8 protein-coding genes are annotated in these 15838 nt (G+C 49.7%); 6 read left to right on the forward strand and 2 right to left on the reverse strand.

Features of this window, described 5'->3' with window-relative positions; all coding sequences use genetic code 11:
• Positions 1-226: 226 nt before the first annotated feature.
• Positions 227-3511 (reverse strand): S-layer homology domain-containing protein, encoded by a 3285-nt coding sequence (locus EYB31_RS31585; protein WP_131017489.1) that lies wholly within the window; start codon positions 3509-3511, stop codon positions 227-229.
• A gap of 379 nt (positions 3512-3890) precedes the next feature.
• Positions 3891-7223: an S-layer homology domain-containing protein gene (locus EYB31_RS31590; RefSeq protein WP_131017490.1), complete on the reverse strand. Its 3333-nt coding sequence runs from the start codon at positions 7221-7223 to the stop codon at positions 3891-3893.
• 541 nt (positions 7224-7764) lie between these two features.
• On the opposite strand from EYB31_RS31590, the gene EYB31_RS31595 reads away from it, so the two are divergent.
• The 6 genes from EYB31_RS31595 (at position 7765) to EYB31_RS31620 (ending at position 15834) form a co-directional block, all read left to right on the forward strand.
• Positions 7765-8703 carry a sugar phosphate isomerase/epimerase family protein gene (locus EYB31_RS31595; RefSeq protein ID WP_131017491.1) on the forward strand — a complete coding sequence of 313 codons (939 nt, stop codon included), beginning with the start codon at positions 7765-7767 and terminating at the stop codon, positions 8701-8703.
• A gap of 56 nt (positions 8704-8759) precedes the next feature.
• On the forward strand, positions 8760-9701 hold the full coding sequence (locus EYB31_RS31600) for an ABC transporter permease (protein ID WP_131017492.1): 942 nt from the start codon (positions 8760-8762) through the stop codon (positions 9699-9701).
• Positions 9702-9849: 148 nt separating this feature from the next.
• A complete protein-coding gene (locus EYB31_RS31605) occupies positions 9850-10731 on the forward strand; it encodes a carbohydrate ABC transporter permease (RefSeq protein WP_131017493.1) in 882 nt (293 codons plus the stop codon).
• Positions 10732-10775: 44 nt separating this feature from the next.
• Positions 10776-12323 carry an extracellular solute-binding protein gene (locus tag EYB31_RS31610; protein ID WP_131017494.1) on the forward strand — a complete coding sequence of 516 codons (1548 nt, stop codon included), beginning with the start codon at positions 10776-10778 and terminating at the stop codon, positions 12321-12323.
• A 22-nt stretch (positions 12324-12345) separates the two neighbouring features.
• Entirely contained in the window at positions 12346-13368 is a 1023-nt protein-coding gene (locus EYB31_RS31615) for a zinc-dependent alcohol dehydrogenase (protein WP_165452715.1), read from the forward strand.
• Positions 13369-13497: 129 nt separating this feature from the next.
• The gene (locus EYB31_RS31620) at positions 13498-15834 is read left to right on the forward strand and encodes a helix-turn-helix domain-containing protein (protein ID WP_131017496.1); all 2337 of its coding nucleotides are present in this window, start codon (positions 13498-13500) and stop codon (positions 15832-15834) included.
• Positions 15835-15838 lie beyond the last annotated feature (4 nt).

Here is a 15838-nt window from a genome sequence, read left to right on the forward strand (position 1 = left end):
AGTTGGATCGGTTGATTATAGCATGGGAAGACTGAACAAATTCTGAACAAATTTATGTTAAATATTCATTTTTTGGAATAGTCTGGGCAATGACAAAAAAAGCTTTGAACCGATGATGCACATTGTGCGTCAAGGTCAAAGCTTTTTTGCTTTATGCTGTAAAATGCTCAGCTTCGCGTGGCTGCCGCGGAATTTCACGGGCTATGCATTCTACAGATTGAACCCATTAAGGCGTTGTCACCCATTGCTCGCCGCCGGTTGCATTTTTTTCGGACGTGTGGTCAATGGAAGCTTCTTGGATTTGCTCGAATGCCCAACTGCCGCTTGGCACGTCACTCCATTTGGATGCCGCTCCGGATAACGGACCGCGTCCCAGCAGCTTGTTGATCATCGTCACTGCTTCGGCGCGAGTCAACGTTTGCTCCGGACGGAAGGTGCCGTCTGCGTATCCGTCGATGTAGCCGGCTGCTTTCGCCTGTGCTACCGCGGATTGCGCCCAATGGCCGTTTACGTCATTGAAGCTATCGCCGCTGCTTGCGCTATTGCCCGAGATACGGGAGAGGATCGCCGCCATTTCCGCGCGGGTGATCGTTTGTTCCGGTTTAAAGCTGCCGCCGTTGTAACCTTCCATCAAGCCCATTTTGGTCGCTTGATCGATGGCGTCTTTGGCCCAATGCGACGAAGCCACATCGGTATAAGCAATGCTGGATTTGGTTGCCGCTTTATCCGATACACGGGCAAGCAGGGATGCCATTTCCGCGCGGGTGATGTTTTTCTCCGGACCGAATGTGCCGTCCGGATAACCGTTGATGTATGCTTTGTGTGTCGTTTTGTTCAAGCCGTCGGTTTTCACAACCGTAAATGTACTGAACTTCGTAACGGTAAACTGAATGCCCAGCTTGCCGCTGTCATCGTAGTTTACGATTTGCCCTTTGACAAATTCTTTTGTTCCGTCGCTATGCTCGATAAACACGCCCAGATTTTGCAGTTGTTGTTCCGTTAACGAAGAAGTATCGCCTAACGGAATCACCAAGGTGACAGGGCGGCTTTGCAGGTTCGTTTCAATTGTCATCGGTCTGCCGACGATGCTGATGTTGTCGTTGCCTACAGCCAGTCGTACTTCCTGTTCTTTCTTCGCGCGGTCTTCGACGACTTTGCGCTCGTCTTCGGTTTTAATCGGCACGAAGCGGAAATAGATGTCGTCCGCAAATCCTTCCAGCGAGCTTTTCGGAATGTCGACGCGGCCGTTGGCCGTGGAAATTTCAACGCCTACGTTCCCTTTCACCAGGCTGTCGGTGGAAGCTTTCGGAATCGTTACATTTACTTCGGATACTTCGTCTTTCGGATCGGGGATGACGATTCTGGCCGAATCGGATCCTGCCGCTTTAAGCTGGTCTACCGTCTTGTTGGCTTGGTCAAGCGTAAATGTCACCGCGTCTGTCTTGCGGCCATTTGCATCGGTTGTGCGGTTGATCGTTGCCGTTGACACCACGGAACCGCTCGGTGCTACGCCGTTTTCTACATTTACCGTGATCGTTTCGCTTGGTGTATAAGACGGGCCGGAGCTTGAAGAATAAAACGGCTGCTGAAGATCGATCGTTGCTGTATACGGTGTCGTCATTTCATTGCCGACCTTGTCCTTCAGCTTCATATAGACCGTCTTGGTTCCGTTGCCGTAAGAAAGCGTCCATGCTTTGGTCGTGGCATACGGTTCCCAATCGCTCCAATTGACGCCATCGTTGGAGAACTGCATTTGCCCAAGTCCCGAACCTACCGGTTCGCTGTAAGCCAAAGGCCCCCACGTATAAAGCGAATTGTCCGCGGAAGCGAGCAATTTGCCTGCTCTGACTAAACGCGAATTATCCTGACCTTCAATTGTCAAAGTGACCGCCATTGTGTTTGTCGTTGCTGCGCCGCTATTAATAGTGAGCACCGTCGCTGTCGGAGCGGTTTTGTCAAAAATGACTTTGGTGTCGTCGGTTGTGCTGCTTGTTGAAGCTTCCGGCGGGTTGCTTCCCACACGGATGGAGAACCATACGCGTCCCTCAAAGTCCGAATTGGTGAGTGTGTACGATGCGTTGTAGACGTTATAACTGACGCTCGTTACCGTAACATCCTGGTCTGCAATGGTTGCGGTTAACGCCGAGCTTGTAGGTTTGCTGAGCGAGAAGGTCAAAGTTACGGTGTCCCCGACTTTGGCGTATCCCGTCAAGTCGTTGCTGCTCTTGATGTTGACCGGCGCAATGCTCACAGGCAGCTCCAGTTGAATATTCGCTGAAGCTGGTGTTGTGGTTATATTGCCGGCTTTGTCCTTGAGCTCCATGTAAACCGTCTTGACGCCATCTCCATCAGACAGCTCCCATTGCTTAGATGTGGAATACGGTTCCCACTCGCTCCAATTCGCATTGTCGTTGGAAAACCGCATCTCTCCAAGTCCGGATGTCACTCCGCTTCTCGCCAGGAGCCCCCGTATATTCCAAGCAGAATTGTCGAGCGAAGCCAGACGAACTGGTCCTGTCCCCGGAACTGCCGAACCAAATGCAAGCGTCCCTCTTGCTCCAACCCCACGCGGGGTCGGGTTATCCACGCTAGCTATTGTCAGCGTAACCGATCGGCTGTTTGTCACCGTATCTCCATTATTGATATTAAAAGTCGTCGCCGTCGGTGCGGTGCGATCAAAAATGATAACGCTGTTATTGTCCGACGTCGCAGCAACTGTATTGCCCTCCGCGCTGATCTCCACCTGCACGCTGTCTTCGATGCTGTTGGCATCAAATTGATAGGAAGCTTTATACACATTGTTTCCTACACTGCTTACATTGTTCACGGTTTGAGCTGCTAATTTGACCGTCGGCATCGCGCTCGGCGCCCTGCTCAACGTAAAACTTAAGTTTACCGTATCTCCAACTTTGGCATATACCGTTTCTTGGGGTAACGAAGGCTGGTTGTTCAGGGCCAGGTTGTATGTTGCGCTGATCGGTTGTATCGGTGATAAGTGAACGGTGTTTGACGAACTTATCGCGGTAAATGGCATGCCGCTATTGATTACGGAAGCGACCACATATACATGATAATCTCCTTCAATCAGCGGATTTCCGGCCCCGATTGAGAAGCTGTCATTAAAGATACTGGAGCTGCTTGTCCAACTTCTCGCAGCACCGTTAATCATAGTTTGATTTACATTATGATATGATTGGAAATTATAGATTTCCGGTCCCGCCGGCACTAGGTATATCATATGTCCTAAAATCGTGTTTCCCGGGGAAATATCATCCTCCCAATCTACCTGCATATCAAAACCGCCGGTAGTCGGATTAAAAGTAGCGGTTGCAGATACACCTCCTATTTCAACCTGAGCTGCATGCGCAGGTCTGCTCCAGAATGAAATGGCGCATAATAATGCCAATAAGATCAACAATACATTTTTTCTCATTTGAACCTGGATCATATGTTCCTCCTTATACCATTTCAAGCTTTTCACATCCTCTAAATCTCTCAATCCATTGTTCATACGCAAACGGTCCTATTCCAGCTCCGCTTCCTTCCCGCATACGGCATTCGTATGGCACGTACAATATGTGCTTCTTCATAGGCATAAAATTGTGATCTGAGTGGCCGTAGTGCCGCGGCTTTATGTATACGAATCGCCCCTTTCTTGCTTAAGTTGGATCGGTTGATTATAGCATGGGAAGACTGAACAAATTCTGAACAAATTTATGTGAAATATGTATGTTTTGGAAAAATACAGGGAAATACAAAAAAGCTTTGACCCGATGATGCACATTGCGCGTCAAGGTCAAAGCTTTTTTGCTTTATGCTGTAAAATGCTCAGTTTCGCATGGCTGCCGTGAATGATGTTCACGGACCATGCGTTCTACAGATTGAACCCATTAAGGCGTTGTCACCCATTGCTCGCCGCCGGTTGCATTTTTTTCGGACGTGTGATCAATGGAAGCTTCTTGGATTTGCTCGAATGCCCAACTGCCGCTGGATACGTCGCTCCATTTGGAGGCCGCTCCGGATAACGGGCCGCGTCCCAGCAGCTTGTTGATCATCGTCACCGCTTCGGCGCGAGTCAACGTTTGCTCCGGACGGAAGGTGCCGTCTGCGTATCCGTCGATATAACCGGCTGCTTTCGCCTGCGCTACCGCGGATTGCGCCCAATGGCCGTTTACGTCATTGAAGCTGTCGCCGCTGCTGGCGCTATTGCCCGAGATACGGGAGAGGATCGCTGCCATTTCCGCGCGGGTGATCGTTTGTTCCGGTTTAAAGCTCCCGCCGTTGTAGCCTTCCATCAAGCCCATTTTCGTCGCTTGATCGATGGCGTCTTTGGCCCAATGCAACGAAGCCACATCGGTATAAGCAATGCTGGACTTGGTTGCCGCTTTATCCGATACACGGGCAAGCAGCGAGGCCATTTCCGCACGGGTGATGTTTTTCTCCGGACCGAATGTGCCGTCCGGATAACCGTTGATGTATGCTTTGTGTGTCGTTTTGTTCAAGCCGTCGGTTTTCACAACCGTAAATGTACTGAACTTCGTAACGGTAAACTGAATGCCAAGCTTGCCGCTGTCGTCGTAGTTTACGATTTGCCCTTTGACGAATTCTTTTGTGCCGTCGCTGTGCTCGATAAACACGCCCAGATTTTGCAGCTGTTGTTCCGTTAACGCAGAAGTGTCGCCTAACGGAATCACCAAGGTGACCGGGCGGCTTTGCAGATTCGTTTCAATCGTCATTGGTCTGCCGACGATGCTGATGTTGTCGTTGCCTACGGCCAGTCGTACTTCCTGTTCTTTCTTCGCGCGGTCTTCGACGACTTTGCGCTCGTCTTCGGTTTTAATCGGCACGAAGCGGAAGTAAACGTCGTCCGCAAATCCTTCCAACGAGCTTTTCGGAATGTCGACGCGGCCGTTGGCTGTGGAAATTTCAACGCCTACGTTCCCTTTCACCAGGCTGTCGGTGGAAGCTTTCGGAATCGTTACATTCACTTCGGATACTTCGTCTTTCGGATCAGGAATGACGATTCTGGCCGAATCGGATCCTGCCGCTTTAAGCTGGTCTACCGTCTTGTTCACTTGGTCAAGCGTAAATGTCACCGCGTCTGTCTTGCGCCCGTTTGCATCGGTCGTGCGGTTGATGGTTGCCGTCGACACCACGGAACCGCTCGGTGCTACGCCGTTTTCCACATTTACCGTGATCGTTTCGCTTGGTGTATAAGATGAGCCGGAGCTCGAATAGAACGGCTGCTGAAGATCAATCGTTGCTGTATACGGTGTCGTCATTTCATTGCCGACCTTGTCTTTCAGCTTCATATAGACCGTCTTGGTTCCGTTGCCGTAAGAAAGCGTCCATGCTTTGGTCGTGGCATATGGTTCCCACTCGCTCCAATTGACGCCATCGTTGGAGAACTGCATTTGCTCGACTCCCGAGCCGGGCAACGACTGCGGTCCTGCGTCAGCCAGCAAGCTCTGGATGCTCCAAACCGACTGATCGGTTGAAGCCAGTTGAATCGGCTTTGCTGCCGTTCCTGCGAAAGCAAGCGTATTATGCAGCCTTGAGTAAACACGAGGGGTATACCAATCCGAACCGGTAATGTTTAACGTCACCGCTGTTGTATTGGTTGAAGCCGCTCCGTTATTAATCGTAAATGTGCCTGTCGGATTTGTTTTGTCGTAGAATACAGCACTGCTGTCCGTTGTAGTCGCTGCAAATATCAGACTAGCTCCGTCTGCTGCACTTATAAAAATAGGGATATTTCCTTCCATACTTACGGAATCGGTGAATGTAAGCTGCGCTTTATAAACGTTATTTCCGACACTGGTTACAGTCACAGTTTCATAAGCGATCTGAACCGTAGGCAATGCGCTTGGCGCTTTGCTGAGGGTAAATGTCAGATTGGCCGTATCTCCGGTTTTTGCATAAGTAGGATTTGCGGGTATTTGGTTGCCCGTTGTGAATGTAACTGGTGTAATACTTATTGGCAGCTGCAGCAAAATATTTGCGCTCACCGGCTGCGTCATTTCGTTGCCCGCCTTGTCTATCAGCCTCATATACACCGTCTTCACGCCGTCGCCGTCTGCCAAAATCCAGGATTTAGTCTCCGAAAATGGCTCCCAGCCACTCCAGTTGACATTATCGTTGGAGAATTGCATTTTGTCGACCCCCGAGCCGGAAATCTGTTGCGGTTCTGCGCCAGCCAGCAAACCTTGGATGCTCCAAACCGACTGATCGGTCGAAGCCAGCTGTATCGGCTTTGCTGCCGTTCCTGCCAAAGCAAGTGTATTATGTAATCTTGTGTAAACATGGGGGATATACGTGTCCGAAGCGATAATGTTTAACGTCACCGCAGTCGTATTCGTTGGATCTACTCCGTTATTAATCGTCAGTGTGCCTGTCGGATTTGTTTTGTCGTAGAATACGGCACTGCTGTCCGTAGTCGCTGTAGTGAAGGATTGATTGCTTCCATCCAATACTTTAATCTGAATAGAGGTATTTCCTTCTGCATTTTCCGATCCGGTGAATGTATACTGTGCTTTATAAACATTGTTGCCGACACTGCTTACAGCTACGTTAGCTTCATCTTGGTATGCGATTTGCACCGTGGGCAATGCGCTCGGCGCCATGCTGAGCGTAAATGTCAGATTCACTGTATCTCCGGCCTTGGCGTATGTCGGATTTGCAGGCGTTTGATCGCCCGTTGTGATAGTAACCGGTGAGACAGCTATCCTGGAGAGTTGGATCGGCATTGCGCCACTTGCAAAATAGGAAGGTGAACCTCCTCCTGCCGGAGTTACGCCAACAACAACTTGTACATTATAATAATTCCCGATGACAAGGGGATTTCCCGGACCTATCAGGTACATGCTGTCTGCAGTAACGCTGGCACTGCTTGTCCAGCTGTATGTATCTGCTGCTCCCGTAGCCGAAACGGTTCCCGGCAATTCATGGTATGTCGTCGCGTAATTAGTATCATTTACGTAAGTTCCTGACGGCACTATGTATACCTTTTGCGATTGAATGGTGCCGGACGGTACGGTTGCGCTCCAATTCACTTGCATATCAAAACCATCGGTAGCCGAATTGTACGTTGCGCTAGCCGCCGATATATTCAGACCGACTCCGCCGCAAGCGCAAGCTTGCGCAGGCCTGCTCCAGAACGAAATGGCGAATAATAAAGCCAATAATAGCAGAAATACACTTTTTCTCATTTGAATAATAGTCATATGTTCCTCCTTATGAAATTTCAAGCTGCAAATATATTACGTTCCACCAAACTTCGACATTACCTCTCTCTATTTGTTTCCTCCCTCTTCCAGTATCCGGAATTCATTATAGCATGCTAGCAAACGAAGCGGGTTTATTATTTTAGGCCTTTATGCCCATCATATTATATTAAAATTATTTAAATTTCTTAAAAATTAGCCTAAAGTTTGAGCTATTCGGCAAATATTCGACATTTCAGTTGTTTTCAATGAAATTGATTCATCTGAGTTATAGGTTGGCAAATTAATTCAATTTCTCTCTGCGATTCTCTATTTATCTTCATTAATAAGCTCTCTTCCGATTCCCTCATTTTTCAAACGTTGCCTTCCGCTTGCGAACCCATTTTCGCCAGACAGCCGATAAGCCCGCTTTAGCAATCTTTTTCTCCCCTTCATCCATCCAGGAAAAAATGTACCACCCTTCCGGAAAAAAAGTATGATTGCCGCTATTCTGGCCATCCGTTATGTTGTGGCTAGGAATTTTACCGGAAAGGAGAAAAAAATGAAGTTAGCCGTTTGTTCTTTCGTTACACCCGAGCTGACACCCGCTGAGCTTGCCGCCGCCGCAAAAGCGGCGGGGATCGAAGGCGTCGAGTGGAGGATGAAAGATTCACATACGCAGCAACTCACACAGACCGGTGAAGAGCGGACGCCTCGCCCCATACAAGGAGATGCTTCTTCACTGAAAGAGATAACCCACCTGGAACGGTGCCAGCGTCACAACTTAAGCATGATTTCGCCAGATCAAGAGGAAACACATATCACACAGTTCCGGCAGGCAGCAGAAGATTACGGGCTCGCCGTACTCAGTGTCAGCCCGGCGGTTTACTACAAATACGACGGACTAGGCAACTTAAGTGAAATTAAAAAAGCTCTGAGTCTGGCTGAAACATTAGACGCGCAGAGTATTCGACTTTCTTCGCCGCTATACGACCGGACCCAGCATTTTCATGAACTGTTTGACCTGCAGATTGAATATTTAACCGCAGCGCTTGCGTTATGCAAGCAATACGGCATCAAGGGACTCATGGAAATCCATCATAAGACGATAGCCCCCAGCGCCAGTGCAGCTTACCGTTTATGTGAAAAGTTTGACCCGCAGTGGCTGGGTGTTATTTATGACCCGGGAAATATGGTTATCGAAGGCTACGAGAATTACCGCATGGGCATGCAGCTGCTTGGCCCTTATCTGGCTCACGTTCATGTTAAAAATGCCTTTTGGCTCAAGCATGCAGGTGATGCCGTGCCGGCTGGCGGAGTAACGGAATGGAATCCTGTTTGGAGCGATACACAGCGGGGTATTGTGCCCTGGACCCAAGTTATTGAAGATTTAAAGTCGGTTGGATACGACGGATACGTAAGCCTTGAGGATTTCAGCGGCACTTATCCGGCTGGACAGATGATGCGGCGGTTTGCCGATTACATGCGGAGCTTAATATAACTTTTAAGGTTACATCAAACAAAGTACAACTGCAGCTTGGTCTTTACAATCGGAATATGGAGGTTTACACATTGATTGCTGCCAAAAAATCGACGTCCAGTTTATGGAGAGATCTATTCAGAGACAAATATTTATATTTGCTCGCTCTACCGGGTCTGCTTTATTTCCTTATTTTCAAATACATCCCGATGTGGGGCGTTACGATTTCCTTTATGGACTATTCCCCTTATCTCGGCTTTTTTCAAAGCAAGTGGGTGGGCTTCGAGCATTTTGAGCGTTTTTTCTCCAGCCCCGACTTTTTTCTGCTGTTCCGCAATACGATGGCGATCAACATCTTGAATCTTGTTTTTTTCTTCCCGATGCCGATCATTCTCTCGCTGCTGCTTAATGAGCTCAAGCATATGGCGTTTAAAAAAGCGATTCAATCCATTCTTTATTTGCCGCATTTCCTATCCTGGGTCATTGTTGTGGGCATCAGCTTCCTGCTGTTATCGCAATCGCAAGGCATCATCAACAAGCTGCTGGTTGAGAACGGTTTCGATCGAATCGGGTTCCTGACCGAACCCGGCTTATTCTGGGGTATTTTGACGCTGCAGTCGATCTGGAAGGAAGTTGGCTGGGGCACGATCATTTTCCTGGCGGCTATCGCCGGCGTCGACCCACAGCTGTACGAAGCGGCCAAAATGGACGGGGCCAACCGGCTGCGCCAAGCATGGCATGTTACGCTCCCGGCGATCAGCAATGTGGTCATCGTATTGCTGATTTTAAAGATCGGCCACATTATGGACGTCGGCTTTGAACAGGTGTTTCTGATGATGAACGGCGCGGTATCGGAAGTGGCCGACGTTTTTGACACCTTCGTCTACCGTACGGGCATCCAGCAGGGGCAGTTCAGCTTCAGCTCGGCGGTTGGGCTGTTCAAATCGTTTGTCGGACTCGTCTTGGTCATCGGGGCTAACCGGCTCGCCAAACGTATGGGCCAAGAAGGCGTCTACTAACTGTCCGGCGGAGCAGATCTGAGAATCTTTAGATCTGAGAATCTTTATTCATGGCTGGCGGTTATTGCGGGAAAGGGATGGCACTCCACAGCCAAACAACCTGCTTAACAAGCTTACTCATTATCACTACTCGGAGGAATACATCGGGATGAGCCACTCGTTAAACGAACGGATTTTCCATACTGTCAATATCTTTATTTTATCTATTGTTGGACTAGCCGCTTTATTTCCGCTTTATTACGTGTTTGTCGTTTCCTTTACGGATCCGATCGAATACATCAAGGAAAACGGCGGCGTGCTGTTTCCGACCAAATGGAGCCTGATTTCCTATGAATATATTTTGTCGACGGACGCTTTTGTCAGATCGATCGGGATCAGCACGTTCCTGGCAACCGTCGGCACCGTCCTTAGCCTGCTTGTCACATCGGCTTTGTCCTACACGTTGTCAAGAAGAAGGCTGCGCGGACGCAAGGTGCTGATGATCGCCATTATGGTCTCGATCTTGTTTAACCCGGGCATTATCCCGCCATATTTGGTCGTCAGGGAGCTCGGGCTGATCAACAACATCTTTTCCCTCATTCTGCCCGTGCTGACCAGCGGATGGTATGTGCTATTAATGAAAGGTTTCTTTGACAGCATTCCGGTGAGCTTGGAGGAGGCGGCCGCCATCGACGGCTGCAACGATATCGGGACGTGGACCAAAATCATTATCCCGCTTTCATTGCCGGCCATGGCGGCATTCGGACTGTTTTATGCGGTCGCTTACTGGAACACTTTTTTTAACGCGGTGTTATACATCAACGATCATGCGATGTGGCCGCTGCAGGTGTATTTGCAAAATATGCTGATCGACTCGTCCACCTCGGCGGGAGGCGGAACGGCGGTGGAAATGACGATGGACCAGAACATCCCGCCGGAAACGTTAAAGATGGCCGCTGTGGTTGTATCCACACTGCCGATTATCATGGTGTACCCGTTCCTTCAAAAACATTTTGCCAAAGGGGCCATGGTCGGTTCCGTGAAGGAATGATTGCATATATACTTATGTTAACTAAAGGGAGGATACTCAAAGAAATGAACAATCAACAGAAACGTTTTAAAAACGCTTATACCCTGCTCGCTTCGGTGCTGGCGATGTCGACGGTGCTGGGAGCTTGCTCTGCCAAACAAGCCGCGCCTGCCGCAGGCGGACAAGATCCGCAGTCCGGCAAACCGCTGGAATTGAGCATCATGACGACATTCCGCGGTGCGGAACCTCCCGGCAAGGACAATCCGGTGCTGCTTGAGCTGGAGAAAAAGCTGAACGTCAAGCTTAACATTACGTGGCTGTCTCCTAACAATTATTTGGATAAAATGAACGTGACGCTTGCTTCGGGGGATTTGCCCGATGTGATGCTGATCGAAAATCCGTTTGCGCCCAACGTCGTAACGGCGCTTCGCCAAGGCGTGTTCTGGGATGTGACCGATCAAATCAAAAATTACCCGAACCTGATGGCATACCCGAAAGACTCCTGGGAAAACGTCAAGGTGGAAGGTAAACTGTACGGCATTACCCGTGCCCGTCCGACAGATGGCCAATACGGCACGCCGATCCTGCGCAAAGATTGGCTGGATAAACTGGGACTGAAAACGCCGGAGACGCTCGACGACTTTTACAACGTAATGAAAGCCTTTACAGAGCAGGATCCCGACGGCAACGGCAAAAAGGACACTTACGGTTTTATCGGTTACGTCGAAGCCGACAATATGGGATATTTCAGTTGGGTGCGCGATGCGTTTAACCACGCCAACGGCTGGAAAGTGGAAGGGGACAAAATTACCCACCCCGATCTGCTGCCGGGTACCCGCGATGCACTGCTCTGGTGGAACCGCGCGTATAAAGAAGGGCTCGTCAATCCGGATTTCGCCGTCATGAAGTTGTCCCAGATGAAAGACCAGCTGAAAGCGGGCAAAGGCGGCATGTTCTCCTCTGCGGTTCTGCAGGATTGGATTTTGCTGAGCGACCTGAGAAAAATCGAACCGAAAGCCGACTACCTGCCGCTTGATTACGTTCAAGGTCCCGGCGGTAAATTTGTCGGACGCGACTCCAGCCACTTCGGCATGTACGCCATTTCCAAAAAGGTGCCTGAAGCCAAGATGAAGCAAATTATCGGCATGTTCGACAAAGGTTCTTCGGAAGACATTGCCGTACTCGCCAACTTCGGCATCAAAGGCGTTCATTTCAACGAAGCGGACGGTATGCGGATTTCCACCGAGCAGGCGTTTAAAGATAACGTATCGCTTGAAGCGATGGGACAAGTATTTACGATCAACGACAAATACGCTATCCGCGCTTTTGCTACCGGCATTCCGAAGGACATGTACGAAAGAAACAAGAAAACGCTTGATGAACGGGAGAAATACAGCATCGGCAACCCGGCGATCAATCTGATTTCTGAAACGGGCGATAAATACATGCCGGAGTTCAACAAAAAATCACAGGATTTGAAAACAAAAGTGATTATGGGCTCCGAGCCAATCGAAGCTTGGGATCAATTTGTCGCCAAACTGAAAAGCGACGCCAATTTCCAAAAGTACGTGACGGAAATGAACGATGCTTATAAGAAGTCGCGCAGTAAATAAGGATGATAGGGGGAATATCATCATGGATCTCATCAACAAAAAAGTCGTATTCCGCGCCCCTTATTCGTTTGATATCGAATCTGTACCCATACAGAGAGAACTTGCGGACAATGACGTACTGATTCGCACCCTATACAGTCTGATCAGTCCAGGCACAGAGCTGGCATTGTACAGCGGTTCCCATGTCGGCATCAACGATCCGAACAATACGTTCGCCAAGTTCCCGTTTTACGCCGGTTATACTTCCGTTGGCGAGATTGTAGCGGTCGGCGCAAAGGTCGACCGGTTCCAAATCGGCGATCAAGTATTCACCACCGGCAAACACGCCAAATACAACATCGTTCCTGCAGCAAGCAGCGCGATACCCTTGTTGAAGCTGCCCGCTCAAGTGAAAGCGGAACATGCTCCATTTGTCAAAATGGCGATCATTTGCATGACGGCGGTCGCCCAAAGCAAAATCCGTGTCGGCGATACGGCCGTGGTGATCGGGATGGGACTGATCGGAAACTTGGCAGCCCAGCTGTATTCCATCATGGGAGCCACGGTCATCGCCGCCGACGTTGTCGAAAGCAGGCTGCAGATCGCGAAGCAGTGCGGGATTGAACACGTCATTTTGTCGGGTCCGGATGTCAATCTACAGGAGCAAGTGCTTGAACTGACCGGCGGCAAAAAGGCTGATATCGTCGTCGAAGCGACCGGCTCCCCAAAGCTGGTCGTGCCTGCTCTGGATTTGGCGCGTCAGCTCGGACAAGTGATCGCACTTGGTTCCACAAGAGGCATGGTCGACCTGAACGTGTACGAATACATTCAGCGCAAAGGAGTTCACCTCATCGGCGCATATGAAGCGCTAATGAGCCTGGAAGGATTCCCTTCACGAATGACGCTGAGCCGATATATTTTCAAATTAATCGGGCTGGGCGCGCTGAAAATCGAACCGCTTATTTCACACATACTGCCTTATGAGCAGGCCGAAGCCGGGTACAACTTGCTGCTGAAGGAGCAAGACAAAGCGCTGGGCGTGCTGCTCGACTGGCAAAATGCTTGATCCTGCCGGCCCCGGCAAGTTATAGTAGTTGGAGCGTTCTAATGATGGAAGCGGATTTCTTGCGCGGCAGCGCGGAAAGTCCTGCTTCTGTCTTTTGTTTACCTTAACCGTACAAGGCAACGAGAGCTGGTGATCCTGTTGAAAGGCAAGGCCGTCCAAAACCAAACCATTACCGCACGACGAGGACATGAATACAAAAAAATATTAATTATCGTGCTCATCATCACTTGCATACCGGCTGCCCTGATTGGGGCCAGCTTCTATTTTTTGGGCACACGCCAGATTGAAACCGAGCTGATGCAGACACACCGAAGCCAGTTGGAGAAGGACCGGGGGCGTATTGAAGAGCAGCTTGCTCATATCGAGCTGACCGCTTCGCAATGGGTGCTGAATCCCCAGTTTAACGAAAAGCTGAAAGAGGTCGATTTCTACAAAAGCTTTCTGGTTACGCAGGATTTGTACAAGTCGCTAGCCATCATCAAGGGATCCAGCACGTTGATCGATCAGGTTTATTTGTATGTGGACGGACAAAGCGTGCTTATATCCGAGGAAACGGGCATCACCCAGCTCACCGAAGAACGCAATCTCGGCTACCGCAAGCTGATGCAGCAGCCAAGGTCGATTTTCTGGATGAAACTCGCCGTCCGCAAGGCAGACCCGGCGCTGTCGCTGGTTCACGTCTTGCCCCGCTTAAACGGCGCCGGAGCGCTGATTATTACACTGAACGAAAGCAAGTTCAACGACATGGTCACCGAACTGACAGTAAATAAAAAGGGAGCTTCGTTTATTGTCAAAGAAGACGGGGAGTGGATTACTACCGGCATAGATGAGGCAAAGTCCGCAACCGCCCAGGAAACATTTTTCCGTGATGAAATTTTAAAACGCGGCGGCGACTCCGACACGTTTATGCTCGGTTGGAACAAAGAAGACTATTCGGTTTCGTACGATACGTTTTTCCGAGCCGGCACACGTTGGATCTACGTCACGGCCACGCCCGTACAACAGTTGATTTCACCCGTACTGCTGATGTCCCGCATGATTCTGATCGTATGCGGATTAGGCATTGTCTCCGCATTGTTTTTATCCTGGTACGGGTCCATGAGGCTGTACAGCCCGATTCATCACATCGTCAAAATGCTCAGGGAATCCAACAAAGGCAGACAGGACGGCGAAGCCGACGAGCTCTCGTATATTAGAAGCCAATGGCAGCAAATGGTCGATGAAAGCAATTATTTGCAAATTCAAATCGAAGAGCAGTTGTCCGGCTTGCGGGACGGATTTTTGCTGCAGCTCGTACAGGGCCACTTGTATGCGCTCACAGAAAAAGAACTTCGCGACCGGATGAACCGGTTCGGCTGGAACGTCGAGCACAAGTATTTTTCGATTATGGTCGTGCAGCTCATCGGCATCTCCAGTCCGCAGGGTAAATTTTCCGAAAACGACAGGCAGCTGATTACGTTTGCCGCCGCCAATATTATTGAAGAGCTGGCGGGCGCCAAGCTGGACAACCCCGCTGTTATCAACTTTCAGGATTTGACGATTGGCCTGCTGATCACCTTTCCCGAAGAAAAAGACTGGTATCCCAGCAAAAGCGAGCTGTTCAAGCTGGCCGATCAAATTACCGCCACGCTGAACACGCTGCTGAAACTAAACGTTACGGTCAGCATCGGCAAATCGACCGATTTGATGAGCGACATTCCGGACGTACTCCGGGACGTCAGACAAACCTTGCAATATCGCATATTGGAGGAGAACAACCAGGTATTGGACATGGATGAATTTTTGCCGGGCACAAGCAGTTCTTCTTATTATCCGTTTCAGATTGAGAAGGAAATCCATACAGCGCTGCGGCGCGGCGACAAAGAAGAAGCATGCCGGCTTGTCGAAAGCTTCTTGAAAGATTCACGGGAGCATAAGCTGACGGAGTTCGCCCTTCAGCAGTCTGCGCTTTATTTGCTGGGCAGCATGCTGCAGACGACGATTCAGATGGGGTTCAGCCCTCACGAGCTGTTTAAGGGGGAAAATTTGTTCGACCAACTGCTGAAGAAGCGGGAGCCTGACGAAATTCATCATTGGTTTGTGGAGAAGGTGCTTCATCCTTTTTTCGAGCAATATACGGAAGCTCAAGATTCTCACTTAAAAGCCATCGTGCAGCATGCGCTGGACATGATCGGCAGCAGCTATATGTACGATATTTCGCTGGAAGAATGTGCGGACCGGCTGGGCATTCACCCCGTTCGCTTAAGCAAAGGCTTCAAACATATTGTCGGCACGACGTTTATCGATTTTCTGACCAAGGTGAGAATCGACAAGTCGAAAGAACTGCTGCGCGCCACCGACTCGAAAATCACCGATATCGCCAAGCTGGTCGGCTACCATCCGTCTTATTTCAATAAAATTTTCCGCAAGCATGAAGGGATGACAGCCAGCGAATACCGCGGGTTGTGCAGAGGGGAGCCTTCTTAGGAAC

This window comes from Paenibacillus thalictri (assembly GCF_004307995.1).
Classification (GTDB): Bacteria; Bacillota; Bacilli; order Paenibacillales; family NBRC-103111; genus Paenibacillus_AF; species Paenibacillus_AF thalictri.

Bases quoted from the DNA above. Each gene is read 5' to 3' on its own strand.
- EYB31_RS31585 (WP_131017489.1), bottom strand. From the start codon at position 3,511: ATGAACAATGGATTGAGAGATTTAGAGGATGTGAAAAGCTTGAAATGG.
- EYB31_RS31590 (WP_131017490.1), bottom strand. From the start codon at position 7,223: ATGACTATTATTCAAATGAGAAAAAGTGTATTTCTGCTATTATTGGCT.
- EYB31_RS31595 (WP_131017491.1), top strand. From the start codon at position 7,765: ATGAAGTTAGCCGTTTGTTCTTTCGTTACACCCGAGCTGACACCCGCT.
- EYB31_RS31600 (WP_131017492.1), top strand. From the start codon at position 8,760: ATGGAGGTTTACACATTGATTGCTGCCAAAAAATCGACGTCCAGTTTA.
- EYB31_RS31605 (WP_131017493.1), top strand. From the start codon at position 9,850: ATGAGCCACTCGTTAAACGAACGGATTTTCCATACTGTCAATATCTTT.
- EYB31_RS31610 (WP_131017494.1), top strand. From the start codon at position 10,776: ATGAACAATCAACAGAAACGTTTTAAAAACGCTTATACCCTGCTCGCT.
- EYB31_RS31615 (WP_165452715.1), top strand. From the start codon at position 12,346: ATGGATCTCATCAACAAAAAAGTCGTATTCCGCGCCCCTTATTCGTTT.